The 16322-nt window shown below is 35.4% G+C and carries 4 protein-coding genes; 1 reads left to right on the forward strand and 3 read right to left on the reverse strand.

Going from position 1 to position 16322, the window contains the following annotated elements; genetic code table 11:
- Complete coding sequence (locus E7Z78_RS01325) at positions 1-1023, reverse strand: YeiH family protein (protein ID WP_303723373.1); 1023 nt, start codon at positions 1021-1023, stop codon at positions 1-3.
- A gap of 164 nt (positions 1024-1187) precedes the next feature.
- On the opposite strand from E7Z78_RS01325, the gene E7Z78_RS01330 reads away from it, so the two are divergent.
- The gene (locus E7Z78_RS01330; protein ID WP_303723374.1) at positions 1188-1976 is read left to right on the forward strand and encodes a sulfide-dependent adenosine diphosphate thiazole synthase; all 789 of its coding nucleotides are present in this window, start codon (positions 1188-1190) and stop codon (positions 1974-1976) included.
- Positions 1977-2687: 711 nt separating this feature from the next.
- On the opposite strand, the gene E7Z78_RS01335 is transcribed toward E7Z78_RS01330, so the two are convergent.
- Both E7Z78_RS01335 and E7Z78_RS01340 read right to left on the reverse strand, forming a co-directional pair.
- The gene (locus E7Z78_RS01335; RefSeq protein ID WP_303723375.1) at positions 2688-9380 is read right to left on the reverse strand and encodes a right-handed parallel beta-helix repeat-containing protein; all 6693 of its coding nucleotides are present in this window, start codon (positions 9378-9380) and stop codon (positions 2688-2690) included.
- 141 nt (positions 9381-9521) lie between these two features.
- Positions 9522-16208 (reverse strand): right-handed parallel beta-helix repeat-containing protein, encoded by a 6687-nt coding sequence (locus tag E7Z78_RS01340; protein ID WP_303723376.1) that lies wholly within the window; start codon positions 16206-16208, stop codon positions 9522-9524.
- Positions 16209-16322 lie beyond the last annotated feature (114 nt).

Genomic DNA, 16322 nt, shown 5'->3' on the forward strand with positions numbered 1-16322 from the left:
TTACCAAATTCCTAAGAATTTTTGCAATAGCAAACTTACGACGGTTATTGCTATCCAACATGTGAAACCTAATGTTATAGGTTTTCCACCGGATTTTACAAGTTTCACAATGTCTGTGTTGAGTCCGATTGCTGCCATTGCCATGATAATGAAGAATTTGCTCAGTTCCTTAAGAGGCATGAACAGGTTAGCATCTACACCGAAACCGACACATATTGTTGTTATTATTGATGCAACTACAAATAACACCACAAACAGTGGCAATGCTCTTTTCAGACTGAATTTTTCACCGTTGAAGTTATTCTGTCTTTGTGTGATTAATGATAATGCTAATGTTATTGGAATTATTGCTAATGTACGGGTTAGCTTTACGGTTGCGGCCTTGTCAAGTGTCTGGCTTCCAAGACCCCACATGTTGTCCCATGTTGCTGCAGCTGCAGTTACTGATGAAGTGTCGTTTATTGCGGTTCCTGCAAATATTCCGAACGGATCTCCGCTGACTGTTGAAAATCCAAGCATTTTTCCAAGCATTGGGAATATGATTGCTGCTAAAACATTGAAGAAGAATATTACTGATATTGACTGTGCAACTTCCTCATCATTTGCATTGATTACCGGAGCTGTTGCCGCAATAGCTGATCCGCCACATATTGATGAACCCACACCGATTAGTATTGCTGAATTTTTCTCCATATTGAGTATTCTTTTCATTACATATGCAACTATCAAAGCGGTTGCAATAGTGCCGATAATTATCGGAAGGGATTGAATTCCTGTAGCCAGAATCACATTGAGATTCAAGCCAAATCCAAGAAGCACAACCGCTGCCTGCAGGACATATTTTGAGGTGAAACTTATTCCCTCGTCAAAGTTTTCTCTTCTTTTCCAAAATACTGCTATTATCATGCCTAAAATTATTGCAATGATTGGTCCACCTATTATGGGGAACATGTTTCCCGCAATTAGTGCTGGAATTGCAATGATAAGGCACACTATAATTCCGTAGAGTTTATCTTTAAACATAAGTGATCACAAAAAAATCTATAAAAACAGATGTAAACTATTTTTTTCTAAACCAATGATAATATCTGTTTATTGACATATTTATAAGTTTAGTTCAATGTAGATTGAACAGATTAACAAAAAATATATATTAAATTTTATAAAAAGATAAAATTGGTGATAATGTGGAAAAATTAGATGACATTATTGTATCAAGAGCAATCATTGAAGAATTCATGAACGACTTTCTGGACTACACAGACATTGACGTTGCAATCGGAGGCGGAGGTCCATCCGGAATCACTGCAGGTTATTACCTTGCAAAAATGGGCTATAAAGTGGCATTGTTTGAAAGGAAACTCTCCATAGGTGGTGGAATGTGGGGAGGAGGAATGATGTTCAACAAGGTTGTTGTCCAGGAAGAGGGCTGCAGAATCCTTGATGAGTTCGGAATCAACTACAAGAAATATCAAGATAACTACTATACCGCAGACTCCATAGAGTGCACTTCAACACTTACATCTAAAGCCACTCAAGCTGGTCTTAAAGTGTTTAATCTCATGTCAATTGAGGATTTAATGGTACGTGAAAATGGAATAAACGGAGTGGTGCTCAACTGGAGTTCAGTTGAAATGAGTGGTCTACATATAGACCCACTTACTATCAGATCCAAGGCAGTTATTGATGCGACAGGCCACCCTCTCGAAATCATCAAGATTGTGCAGGACAAGATGGAAGCACCATTGAACACAAAAACCGGTAAGATCATGGGTGAAAAGTCCATGTGGGCTGACCGTGCCGAAGGTAAGATTCTTGACAATGTAAACGAGGTTTATCCTGGATTGTATGTTACAGGAATGGCTGCAAATGCAGTTCACGGATCACAGCGTATGGGACCAATCTTTGGCGGAATGCTGCTTTCAGGAGAATATGTGGCCAAAAAGGTAGCTGAAGATTTGGAAAAGAGAAAATAATTTTAACCTAAAAAACCATCACCAATTTTTTAGGTATACCTAAAAAAATAGAAAGCTTTATATACTATGCCACCAAACTATTAAGTAGAGAAGAAATTTAGGTTTACCTAAAACACTCTCATTATTAGTCAAAACTAATACTCTCCAAAATTAGAAATGTGTTGAATTAGGTTTTTCACAATTTACTAATTTAATGCAAGTCTTATGGTTAAGACATACCAAAAAAGTCGAATTTGTAATACTTTTCTACCAATATAGTATTACTTAATCTCGAATAACAAGTCGTTGGAAAATTAAAAAAAATATCTGCCAATATATAATTTTCCTTAATTCTGGTGTTTGAAACTAGTCACTTTAAACACCAAATATCTCTCTTTTTATTAAAGTTATTATTAAAACTATCAATTTAACGAAACTTATAGTGTCCTTTTATAATACAATAAGCCCAAATGTTCTCATCAGTATCTTTTCAGTATAATCTGTGTCAATCATATGTATATAACAATTTCCGACAATAATTCTGGAACTTCATCTACATGAAGTTGTGGAATTAACTTGAACCGCGAAGGCCTAATAATTTACTAAAAAAGAGGATTAATAAAATGACATTGAAAGCTGTGAACTAGTACAAAAATTAAGTGTCAAATTAAGAATTATGATAGTTGTGTTGATTGTTGAAAAAAGAAAAAAGTAAGTAACTGCACGAAGCAATTACTTTTTAACTTTAACAGTTACTTTCTTGGTGATCTTACCATAAGTTGCTTGGTATTTAACCTTTTTACCTACTTTGAGTTTTTTGAGCACTGACTTTTTGATGGTTACTTTTGCTATACCTTTTTTATTGGTTTTCGCCTTGTATTTTTTGCCTTTGAATTTGAAGGTCACTTTTTTGTTTTTGAGTGCTTTTTTGCCTTCTTTTAAAGTAGCTTTTAAAGTAAGTTTTTTGACGGATTTTTTGACTTTGACCTTTTTGAGAGTTAAAATCTGTTTTACCTTTACTTTGTTTGTTACTTTAATTCCTTTGTATTCGGCAGTTACTGTGTATGTCTTTGGAAGATATGCTTTTGTGAATTTCAAGGTAATGTAACCGTTTTTATCAGTTTTCAGTGTTTGCACTTTGCCATTTACTGTCACTTTAACTGCAACATTTGATCCTGCAGCCTGACCGTTGTCTCCTATTATGAGGAGCTTGTATGCATAGTTTTTGGCATAGTATGTGTCCACATTTTTGTTTCCGGTGATTCTGGTAGTGATTTTAACGGTTTTAGTGACATTGTTATTGTTTAATGGGTTTACAGTGGTCACTTCATATGTTCCAATTGCCAATTTGATGTTTAGAACAGCAATACCTTCATCATTGGTTGTGGCATTGTATTTGTTACCGTTTATGATGAATGTGACCTGTTTTTTAGCCATTGGGTTTCCGTTTCCGTCAACGACTGTTACTTGGTAGTCCACTCCGCTGTTGTATCCTCTGGTCATGTCAGTTGCTTTTATGATTGCTGTGACATTAGCAATACCTGTTTCCTTGGATTTCGCAGGATAGTTTTCATCACCACTATATTCAAAGTCCACAGTACTGTCCAGAGGTATCAGCAGCATGGTTATGACTGCCTTACCGTTTTCTACTGTTGCGTTGTATTGTTTGCCGTCAACAATGACTGTAACGTTTCCTGTAGCATCTTCAGGGAAAGTGAATGTTATAACGGTTTCGTTTGCAGTGTTTATTGCACTTATTTCAGGTTCGAAAGCTTCATTTTTAAGCACACTAACTTTGACAGTGTCATTCATTGCTGAAGTGTAGTTTTCTGTTTCACCGTATTTTACGGTTATTGTATAGTTTCCAACTTTAACGCCTGTAAATGTTATTGTATTTGTGCCTACAGTCAATGTTTCCTCTTTGGTTTGGTTTCCAACAGTTATATTGTATTTACCTTCAGCATTAGTGTTGATGGTAACTATGACATCGTTAGGATATGTTGTATTTTCTGCGTTTACTGTTATTGTTGGTGTTGCTTTTAAAACACTTACTTCGACTGTGTCATTTATTGCACCAGTGTGGTTTTCTGTTTCAGCATAGGTTACATTAATGATATATTCATTTACGGATAAACCGGTAAATGTAACATTTCCTACAACATTAGCAATTAAATCAATCTCCTTTTGTTGATCTCCAACTTTAACAGAGTATTTACCGTCAACATCACCAACAACATTTACAAGCAACTCTCCAGGATAAATTACACTTTCAGCACTAACCCTAATTGTTGGTGTTGCTTTTAGGATGTTTACTTTGACGGTATTGTTTGTTGCACTTGTGTAGTTTTCTGTTTCAGCATAGGTTACATTAATGATATATTCATTTGCGGATAAACCGGTAAATGTAACATTTCCTACAACATTAGCAATTAAATCAATCTCCTTTTGTTGATCTCCAACTTTAACAGAGTATTTACCGTCAACATCACCAACAACATTTACAAGCAACTCTCCAGGATAAATTACACTTTCAGCACTAACCCTAATTGTTGGTGTTGCTTTTAGGATGTTTACTTTGACGGTATTGTTTGTTGCACTTGTGTAGTTTTCTGTTTCAGCATAGGTTACATTAATGATATATTCATTTGCGGATAAACCGGTAAATGTAACATTTCCTACAACATTAGCAATTAAATCAATCTCCTTTTGTTGATCTCCAACTTTAACAGCGTATCTTCCAGTTACATCACTAGTAATATTCACTATTAAATCTCCAGGATATGTTACGTCATTTGCAACAACACTTATTTTTGGAGTTAATTTGTTAACTGTGAATGTTTTTGTGGCATTGCTTTGAAGAACATGATCAATTCCAATGTTTGTTATTGTTATTGTGTATGTTCCTACAGCTAAATCAGGGTTAACTATTCTTTCATCAGTTGTTGTGTTGAATACTGTTTCATTATCCTCATTTATGATTATAATTTCAATTGTTGTTGGATTTTCCACGCTGAATTCGATTGAAACGTTTCCATAGGTGAATTCATCCTTATCTCCAATTGTCACAGTGCTCTCCAGATAATTTTTGTTCACAGTGATTTGCGCTGCATCATAATGGGCTGTGAGGGATGTTTGAGTTGCCTTAGGGATGTATGCCACTTGAGATTCTCCGTTTGCGTTAAGTGTTGTGTTGTCTGCAACATCCAGGTTTTCATTTGTTAATGTCAGATTTATTAGAGGTAATCCGTAAGATTGTCCAGTGAGTATTCTGGAATTTTCCTTATCATATATGTTGTTTAACTTGATATTTGCAATGCCGTCAGCCATTGACATGTCCATGAAATACCAGTAATTGCATACAACATCCTCTGAAACTGAAGGTGCAACATTATAGTTGGTAATATTGTTTCCAAACCAATTGTAATCTACATTTAATTCAGACCCAAACAAGGAAGTGTCTTCATAATATATGCTGCTTCCTCCATTATTTATGAAAATACAGTAGTTAACCGGAGTGGTTTCTTCATCTGTGTATATTGCACTTCCTTTATCTGATGCTGTATTGTTTATGAATACAAGTTGTGATATTGTTCCGTCATCAAAACTTGCATAAAGTGCTCCACCATTTTCCGCTTGGTTTTTGATGAATGTGGAGTTGCCAATACTGCTTTTCTCTGCAGTTACATGTATTGCCCCTCCATTTTTCGCATGATTTTGTGAAAATTCGGAGTTTCCAATTGTGCTTTCTTTTGCGGCGAGATATATTGCTCCTCCGTTATTTACGGCACTGTTTTCTGAAAAGGTTGAATATTCAACAGATTCCTGTTCATTATCAAGGAAAGGTCCCCTTTCATTGAAGTAAATTGCTCCACCGTCATTGGTTGCAGTGTTTTTGATGAATGTGGAGTTTATCACCTTACCATAATCATAATGCCAGAAGATTGCACCACCATTGGTTGCAGTGTTGTCTTCAAAGGAGCTTGAATTTACAGTTCCGTAATTTGCATTCCAGTAGGCCGCTCCACCATTGGTTGCAGTGTTGTTTGCAAATTCACAATCAGATAATTTGCCTTCCTGTGAATTCCAGTAGACTGCTCCACCATCTGGCGCATTATTTAATGTAAATTTACTGCTGGCTACAACACCATTTGCAGCATTCCAGAAGATTGCACCACCTTCACTGCCGGCATTGTTGTTTGAAAATTCACAATCAGAAATTCTGCCGTTCTTTTTATCCCAGTAGACTGCTCCACCATCTCCAGTAGCGGTATTGTATCTAAAGGTACAGTTTTCTACTGTAGCCTCAGTGGCATGAACATATATTGCTCCACCTGAACCTGCACGGTTATTGGTGAATGTTGTGTTTGTAACTGTCATGTTTTTGCCTTGGAGGAATAAAGCACCTCCATCTCCTGCGACATTACCTTTAAATAGTGAATCTTTTATTACTCCATTTTGTCCAACCCATGTTATTGCTCCGTTTAGAGCCCCGGTGTTGTTTTCAAAGGTACAGTTGTCGACCACACCATCATGTCCGTTCCAGACAACAGGACCGTCGTATCCACCCACATCTTCATTGCCTCCATTTACAAGAATGAGATTTTTCAATGTTACTCTTTCACTGGATACTGTAAATATTAATGATTTGCCGAGGGCGTTTATGGAGTGTCCGTTACCGTCAATGGTTATATTTGTAGCCCTTATGGTAATTCCGCCGACGCTGTCAATGCCTTCTGTGAAGGTATAATCCCTGTCAAGGACAATAATGGAATTGTCAGCAGTAGCATATATTAAATCATTCAGCAAGTCAAACTCTCCTTTTTGAGTGAAATTAACTGTGTAATTAACGTTTTCATAACTTGCTGTTAAAAATGCCGGTTTGGAAAGCATATAAACATTGATTTGGATTTCACCATCATCACCGAAATTAATGCTTCCCAGACTGCCTGACATGTTGACAAAATATAAACCAATACTTAATTCTGGTAAAGTGTATCCACCATTCCTAATGACTCTTTTATTGACATTGTCATATACGTTGTTTAGGGAAACATTTGCATAGTCATGCATAAGTGTCATGTTTAAGAAATACCAAGTATTGGCATCAAGATTGACCTTATATGGACTGTTGAAATTGTCTGCAGTATTTCCTAACCAGTTGTAATCCAAGTAGCATTCATGGGGTTGGCTTTCGGCATAAATTTCATATTCTGATTTGGAATTGATAATAATATTGTTTGTAACATTCAGTTTATTCAAAGTCTTTTTGGCATGAATGATTTTGTCAGCATCGTTTTGAATAAAAATTGAACCGTTGATTTCCACATTTGAAGTTGAATTCAAAAGAATTAAGCTTTCGCCACCAACGTTATTGACAAATTTGGCATTATTTAAAACGCAAACGCCTGCAACGTTTAGGATTGAAGTGTTGTTTGCGATATTGTCCAGGAAGTAGCAATCATTTAAAACACAAATTCCCAAAATGTTTAGGATTGAAGTGTTGTTTGCGATATTGTCAATGAATTGGCAGCCATTGAATTCACAATTGCAGCCGATAATGATATTTTCACTGTTATCTTCAAATGTACAATTGTTAAATGTGATTTTCTGAGCATTTATGGCGTTTATCGGGATGTTACAGTTGACAAATGTAATGTTATTGAATGTAATGTTAGCGGAAGGATTATTTATTTTGAATGCTGTACGGTTATTTCCATTTATTGTGTGTCCATTACCGTTTATTGTCAGACTTTTATCAATTAAAATTCCTTCACTGCCAATTTGTGAATCTACGGCTGCACTATATGAAAAATCATTCTCCAAGGTTAATGATTCTGTTGCCTGAGCAACATTTGATTGAAGCGCAGTAAATGAAACAGGAGATATTTGATCAAATTTAAAAACATATTCATAACTCATAAACTTGAAAGTTATTTCCCCATTTTGAATTGAATCATCGGGAGTATATTCAAAAGAATGTTTGTTTAGGTCAAAGCTTATCTTGTCTGTATTTAAGGTACCTGTTGTTGTTTCAATAGTGAACTCTCTTGGAAAGAAATTGTACCACAACGATAATGTTTGAACGTATGTGAAATGTCCTGTTATAACATATGGAAAATCTACATTCTTAACATATTCAAGTTTTAAGTTCATTTCATTATTTATATAAATTTTCCGCCATTCTTTATCTTGTTTAATGTCGTGTCCATTTGGGAACCAGCATTCAGTGAAACCTAAGGCATAAAATGAGGTATAAATGGAATCCCTTGCAAAAAATATACAACTGGCAAATGTATCTTGATTATCGGTTTCTTTATAAGGATAATCCCATGAGCAAAGGGAATACTTCATATAAGCATCTTTTCCCACCTCGGCGGTGTTCTTATCGAAAACTGAATACCTTATTCTTGGGTAATATTCCCTGGCGTAAATTGCACCTCCATCATCTTCAGCGCTGTTTTCTAGAAAAACACATTGAAATACCCCATCATTACCGTTAACACCTGCATATGCATAGATTGCACCTCCATCAGTATTGGCATGATTTTTATAAAAATAACAGTTTATCATTTCATTATGACAACCATTTGTGTAAATTGCTCCGCCATAGTCTCCCTGATTACTGATAAAAGTCGAATCCCTAACTACATTGCTTCTTGAATATCTCTCCCGTGGATCACCATCATGTTCTGTGAAATAAATGGCTCCCCCATAGTCTTTGGCTTTATTATCTTCAAAATGACAATTTCTGATGGTTGACTCTCGTACATCAAATTCTATAGCGCCACCATGGTCATCGGCGGAATTATTGGTGAATCTGCAATTTAGTATATTTGTTCTAACATATTCAACATATATTGCACCACCGTCATCAGCATGGTTATTGTCAAAAGTACAATCAACAATATCTAATGAAGCTTCATTCCCTTGTTCACTTACACATCTTATTGCACCCCCGCTGGTCCAGGTGACATCACCATTTTTAAAAGTAATGTTATTCAAGAACACATGTTTTTGCTTACCTAATTCTATATCAAAAATACGGTCTTCACCTTGTCCATCAAGATAATGGCCTCTTCCATCAATTGTAATGCTTTTAGAAAATTCAACGGTATCAGTGTCCTTATAGGCATAATCCTTATCCAAATAAATGGTAGAACCCTCTTCAGCACCGTCAATTAAATCCTGCAAATCTCCAAAGCTGCCTTCATCGGCACTTAATGTGTCGCCGTCAGCAGCGTTTAAAATACTATCGTTTTCATCAATCTCTGTGTCTGTTGCCCTTAAAATGTCAACATCTTGTGTAATATCGTCTGTAACTTCACTGACTGCATTTGTATCATTCACATCACTTGCGGCAACCGTTGCCAATGTGAATAAAGTGACAAATAAAATCGTGAAAATTACCAAAGCCTTGTTTTTCATGAATTTGATTCCTCATTTAGCTAAATTTTCATTACTTTAATATCTTTTGTTAATAAGTAATAAAACTTTTTTAAAAAATTGTTAAAAATGAGGAAAAAATAATTTATTAAATAAAAAAAAGGTAGAGAATTTTAGGATTCTCTATTTTTTAACTTTTACGCTTCTTTTTACAGTGTCTTTTAGGTAGGTTACTTGGTATTTTACCTTTTTGCCCACTTTAAGCTTTTTGAGCACTGATTTTTTGATGGTTACTTTTGCCACTCCTTTTTTGTTGGTTTTTGCCTTGTATTTTTTGCCTTTGAACTTGAAGGTCACTTTTTTGTTTTTAAGTGCTTTTTTGCCTTCTTTTAAGGTTGCTTTCACTACAAGTTTTTTGGCTGATTTTTTGACTTTAACCTTTTTAAGGGTTAAAATCTGTTTTACTTTTACCTTGTTGGTCACTTTGATTCCTTTGTATTCAGCAGTTACTGTGTATGTTTTCGGAAGATAGTTTTTAGTGAATTTCAAGGTAATGTAACCATTCTTATCGGTTTTCAGTGTTTGTGCCTTACCGTTCACTGTCACTTTTACCGCAACATTTGATCCGACAGGTTGACCATCATCTCCAATGATGCGAAGCTTGTAGGCGTAGTTTTTGCCATAGAATGTGTTCACATTCTTGTTTCCAGTGATTCTGGTAGTGATTTTAACGGTTTTAGTAACACTTTCGTTGTTTAATGGATTTACGGTGGTCACAGTGTATGTTCCAATCGCCAATTTGATGTTTAGAACAGCAATACCCTCATCATTGGTTGTGGCATTGTATTGTTTGCCGTTTATGATAAATATGACTTGCTTTTTAGCCATTGGATTCCCATTTCCGTCAACAACTGTTACTTGATAGTCCACACCGCTGTTGTATCCCCTGATCATGTCCACTGCTTTTATGATTGCTGTGACATTAGCAATGCGGGTTTTCTTGGATTTTGCAGGATAGTTTGCATCACCAGTGTATTCAAAGTCCACAGTGCTGTCTAATGGTATCAGAGGCATGGTTATAACTGCTTTACCGTTTTCTACTGTTGCGTTGTATTGTTTGCCGCCAACACTGACTGTAACGTTTCCTGTAGCATCTTCAGGGAAAGTGAATGTTATAACGGTTTCGTTTGCAGTGTTTATTGCAGTTATCTCAGGTTCAAAAGCTTCATTTTTCAGCACACTAACTTTAACAGTGTCATTTATTGCTGAAGTGTAGTTTTCACTTTCACCGAATTTTACTGTTATAGTATAATTTCCAACTTTAACACCTGTGAATGTTATTGTATTTGTGCCTGCAGTCAATGTTTCCTCTTTGGTTTGATTTCCAACAGTTATATTGTATTTACCACTAGCATCAGTGTTAATGGTGATTATTACATCACCAGGATAGGTTATGTTTTCTGATTTTACTGTTATTGTTGGTATTGTTTTTAAAACACTTACCTTGACTGTGTTGTTAGTTGCACTAGTGTAGTTTTCTGTTTCAGCATAAGTTATGTTAATTATGTATTCATTTGCAGATAAACCAGTGAATGTAATGCTTTCAACAGTATTTGCGGTTAAATCAACCTCTTTTTGTTGATCTCCAACTTTAACAGTGTATTTTCCACTAACATCACTAGTTATATTTACAATCAAGTCTCCAGGGTAAGTTACATTTTCAGCACTAACATTAATTGTTGGTGTTGCTTTAAAGACGTTTACCTTGACTGTGTCGTTTATTGCACCAGTGTAGTTTTCTGTTTCAGCATAGGTTACGTTAATAATGTATTCTTTTGCAGATAAGTTGGTAAATGTTACTTTTCCAACAACATTAGCACTTAGATCAATATATTGTTCTTTGTCACCTACTTTTACGGTGTATCTGCCGTCAACATCACTAATTACATTCACAATCAAGTCTCCAGGGTAAATTACATTTTCATCACTAACATTAATTGTTGGTGTTGCTTTAAAGACGTTTACCTTGACTGTGTCGTTAATTGCACCAGTGTAATTTTCTGTTTCAGCATAGGTTACATTTATTATGTATTCATTTGCTGATAATCCAGCGAATGTTACGGTTTTTGTAATGTTTACTGTTAGGTTGATTTCTTCTTTCTGGTCTCCAATTTTAACTGTGTACTTGCCTGTAAGGTTACTAGTAATATTTACAATAATGTTTCCAGGATAAGTCACGTCATTTGCAATAACATTGATTTTTACGGCCGCCTTGTTAACTGTGAATGTTTTTGTGGCATTGCTTTGAAGAACGTTATCTGTTCCAATGTTTGTTATTGTTATTGTGTATGTTCCTGCAGCCAAATCAGGGTTAACTATTCTTTCATCAGTTGTTGTGTTGAATACTGTTTCATTATCCTCATTTATGATTATAATTTCAATTGTTGTTGGATTTTCCACGCTGAATTCGATTGAAACGTTTCCATAGGTGAATTCATCCTTATCTCCAATTGTCACAGTGCTCTCCAGATAATTTTTGTTCACAGTGATTTGCGCTGCATCATAATGGGCTGTAAGTGATGTTTGAGTTGCCTTAGGGATGTATGCTACTTGAGCCACTCCGTTTTCATCAAGGGATACATTATCTGCAACATCCAGGTTTTCATTTGTTAATGTCAGATTTATTTGCGCTAATCCGTAAGATTGTCCGGTGAGTATTCTGGAATTTTTCTTATCATATATGTTGTTTAACTTGATATTTGCAATGCCGTCAGCCATGGACATGTCCATGAAATACCAGTAATTGCATTCAACGTCTTCTGAAACCGGAAGTGCAGCATTATAGTTGGTAATATTGTTTCCAAACCAGTTGTAATCTGCATTTAAAGTATCACTAATAATCCATGAATCATCTTCGAAATGTATAGTGCTTTCTCCATTATTTATAAAAATACAGTAATTTACTGGAGTTTTTTCGTTATCTGAGTATATTGCACTTCCTTTATCTGATGCTGTATTGTTTATGAATATCAATTGAGATATTGTTCCATCATTAAAACTGGCATAAAGTGCTCCGCCACATTCCGCTTGGTTTTTGATGAATGTGGAGTTGCCAATTCTGCTTTCTTTTGCAGTTATATGTATAGCCCCTCCATTTTTCGCATGATTTTGTAAAAATTCGGAGTTTCCGATAGTACTTTTTTTAGCGGCAAGATATATTGCCCCACCATTATTTACAGCACTATTTTCTAAAAAGGTTGAATATTCAACAGATTCCTGCTCATTATCAAGTGAAAATCCTCTCTCGTTGAAGTAGATTGCTCCACCGTCATTGGTTGCAGTGTTTTTGATGAATGTGGAGTTTATCACCTTACCGTAATCATAATGCCAGAAGATTGCACCACCATTGGTTGCAGTGTTGTTTGCAAAGGAGCTTGAATTTACGGTTCCGTAATTTGCATTCCAGTAGGCCGCTCCACCATTGGTTGCAGTGTTGTTTGCAAATTCACAATCAGATAATTTGCCTTCCTGTGAATTCCAGTAGACTGCTCCACCATCTGGCGCATTATTTAATGTAAATTTACTGCTGGCTACAACACCATTTGCAGCATTCCAGAAGATTGCACCACCTTCACTGCCGGCATTGTTGTTTGAAAATTCACAATCAGAAATTCTGCCGTTCTTTTTATCCCAGTAGACTGCTCCACCATCTCCAGTAGCGGTATTGTATCTAAAGGTACAGTTTTCTACTGTAGCCTCAGTGGCATGAACATATATTGCTCCACCTGAACCTGCACGGTTATTGGTGAATGTTGTGTTTGTAACTGTCATGTTTTTGCCTTGGAGGAATAAAGCACCTCCATCTCCTGCGACATTACCTTTAAATAGTGAATCTTTTATTACTCCATTTTGTCCAACCCATGTTATTGCTCCGTTTAGAGCCCCGGTGTTGTTTTCAAAGGTACAGTTGTCGACCACACCATCATGTCCGTTCCAGACAACAGGACCGTCGTATCCACCCACATCTTCATTGCCTCCATTTACAAGAATGAGATTTTTCAATGTTACTCTTTCACTGGATACTGTAAATATTAATGATTTGCCGAGGGCGTTTATGGAGTGTCCGTTACCGTCAATGGTTATATTTGTAGCCCTTATGGTAATTCCGCCGACGCTGTCAATGCCTTCTGTGAAGGTATAATCCCTGTCAAGGACAATAATGGAATTGTCAGCAGTAGCATATATTAAATCATTCAGCAAGTCAAACTCTCCTTTTTGAGTGAAATTAACTGTGTAATTAACGTTTTCATAACTTGCTGTTAAAAATGCAGGTTTGGAAAGCATATAAACTCTGATTTGGATTTCACCATCATCACCGAAATCAATGCTTCCCTGACTGCTTGACATGTTGACAAAATCCAATCTAATGCTTATATTTGATAATGTATAGTCGCTATTCTTAATGATTCTTTTATTGACATTATCATATACGTTGTTTAGGGAAATATTTGCATAGTCATGCATAAGTGTCATGTTTAAGAAATACCAAGTATTGGCATCAAGATTAACTTTGGATAGACTGTTGAAATTGTCTGCAGTATTTCCTAACCAGTTGTAATCCAAATAGTATTCATGAGGTTGGCTTTCAGCATATATTTCATATTCTGATTTGGAATTGATAATAATATTGTTTATAACATTCAGTTTATTCAAGGCTTTTTTGGCATGGATGATTTTGTCAGCATCGTTTTGAATAAATAATGAACCGTTGATTTCCACATTTGAAGTTGAATTCAAAAGGATTAAGCTTTCGCCAGCGACGTTATTGACAAATGTGGCATTATTCAAAACACAATCGTCTGCGATGACTATGACTGAATTGTTCTGTGCGATATTATCAAGGAACTGGCAGCCATTGATAACACAATCACCAGCAATGTATAGAATTGAAGTATTCTGTGCAACATTATAAATGAATTGACAATCATTGAATTCACAATCGCTGTTGATTATGATATTTTCATGGTTTTCTTCAAATGTACAATTGTTAAATGTCACTTTCTGAGCGTTTATACTGTTTATCGGGATGTAACAATTGACAAAAATGATGTCATTGAATGTAACGTCAGCGGAAGGGTTATTTATTTTGAATGCTGTACGGTTATTTCCATTTATTGTGTGTCCATTACCGTTTATTGTCAGACTTTTATCAATTAAAATTCCTTCACTGCCAATGTGTGAATCTCTGGTTTCACTATATGAAAAATCATTTTCCAATGATAATGATTCTGTTGCTTGATTAATATTTGATTGAAGAGCAGTGAATATGTCAGGAGGTGTTTGATCAAATTTAAAGACATATGTATAATCCCTATACTTGAATTTTATTTCACCTTCATCAAATGCATAATTAGGTGTATATTCAAAAGAATTCTTGTTTAAGCCAATGTTTATTTTATTTGTATTTATGGTACCTGTTGTTGTTTCAATAGTGAACTCTCTTAAAGGAACATTGAAAGTATCTGGAGAGGTTTGCTTGAATGTGAAATATCCAGTGATAATAGAAGGGGAATCCGCATTCTTAACATATTCAAATTTTAAATTTAATTCATTATCCATATAAAGGACATCTTTTTCATCACCTTTTTGAATATCATGTCCATTTGGGAACCAACATTCATGGAACCCGGTAAAGGAGAATTGGTCAGTGTAAATGGAATCCCTTTGTAAAAAGATACAACTTATACAAATAGGACCATGCTCAGGAACATCAAAATAAGCAGAACAAAAATCAATATAAAGATCTTTACCGGTCTCTGCAGTGTTCTTATCGAAAACTGAATAATATATATTCGGACCATATTCGCAGAAGTAAACTGCACCTCCATAATCTTCAGCACTGTTTTCTACAAAAAGACAATCTTCTATAATATCCTCACCGTTCCCATTTGTAAATCCATATATTGCACCACCATCTTCATCAGCATTATTTTTGTAAAAAGTACAACTTCTTATTATTTCGTGACGAGCATTTGAGTAAATAGCTCCCCCATAATTTCCGTTATTACTTATAAAAGTCGAAGTGAGAACCTTATTATCTCTTACATATTGGTCTTTTGGAAATCCATCACATTCCATAAAATAAATGGCTCCCCCATAGTCATCGGCTCTATTATTTTCAAAATAACTGTCTGTGATATAGGATCCTCTTGAATAATATACTATGGCGCCTCCATGGTCATCAGCGGCATTATTGGTGAATCTGCAATTTTCTATATATGCACCAGTAAATTCAACATATATTGCACCAGCGTCATCAGCATGGTTATTGTCAAAAGTACAATTAGTAATATATATTGAACCCTCATTGTCTTCTATACCTATACATCTTATTGCACCCCCACTGGTCCAGGAGACATCACCATTTTTAAAAGTAATGTTTTTCAATACCACACGTTTATCCTTGGCCAATACGATATCAAAGATCCTGTCTTTACGTAGTCCGTCAAGATAATGGCCTCTTCCATCAATTGTAATACTCTTAGAAAATTCAACGGTGCCAGTATCCTTAAATGCATAATCATTATCCAAATAAATGGTAGAACCCTCTTCAGCACCGTTAATTAAATCCTGCAAATCTCTAAAGCTGCCTTCATCGGCACTTAATGTGTCTTCATCTGCAGCGTTTAAAATACTATTGTTTTCATCAATCTGTGTGTCTGTTGCCTTTAAAATGTCAACATCTTGTGTAATATCGTCTGTAACTTCACTGACTGCATCTGTATCATTCACATCACTTGCGGCAACCGTTGCCAATGTGAATAAAGTAACAAATAAAATCGTGAAAATTACCAAAGCCTTGTATTTCATGAATTAAATTCCTCATTTAGCTAAATTTTCATTACTTTAATATCTTTTGTTAATAAGTAATATAATTTTTTTAAAAAATTGTTAAAAATGAGGAATTAATAAATAAAAAAAGAT

Source organism: Methanobrevibacter thaueri (assembly GCF_015062915.1).
Classification (GTDB): domain Archaea; phylum Methanobacteriota; class Methanobacteria; order Methanobacteriales; family Methanobacteriaceae; genus Methanocatella; species Methanocatella thaueri_B.

Bases quoted from the DNA above. Each gene is read 5' to 3' on its own strand.
- E7Z78_RS01325 (WP_303723373.1), bottom strand. From the start codon at position 1,023: ATGTTTAAAGATAAACTCTACGGAATTATAGTGTGCCTTATCATTGCA.
- E7Z78_RS01335 (WP_303723375.1), bottom strand. From the start codon at position 9,380: ATGAAAAACAAGGCTTTGGTAATTTTCACGATTTTATTTGTCACTTTA.
- E7Z78_RS01340 (WP_303723376.1), bottom strand. From the start codon at position 16,208: ATGAAATACAAGGCTTTGGTAATTTTCACGATTTTATTTGTTACTTTA.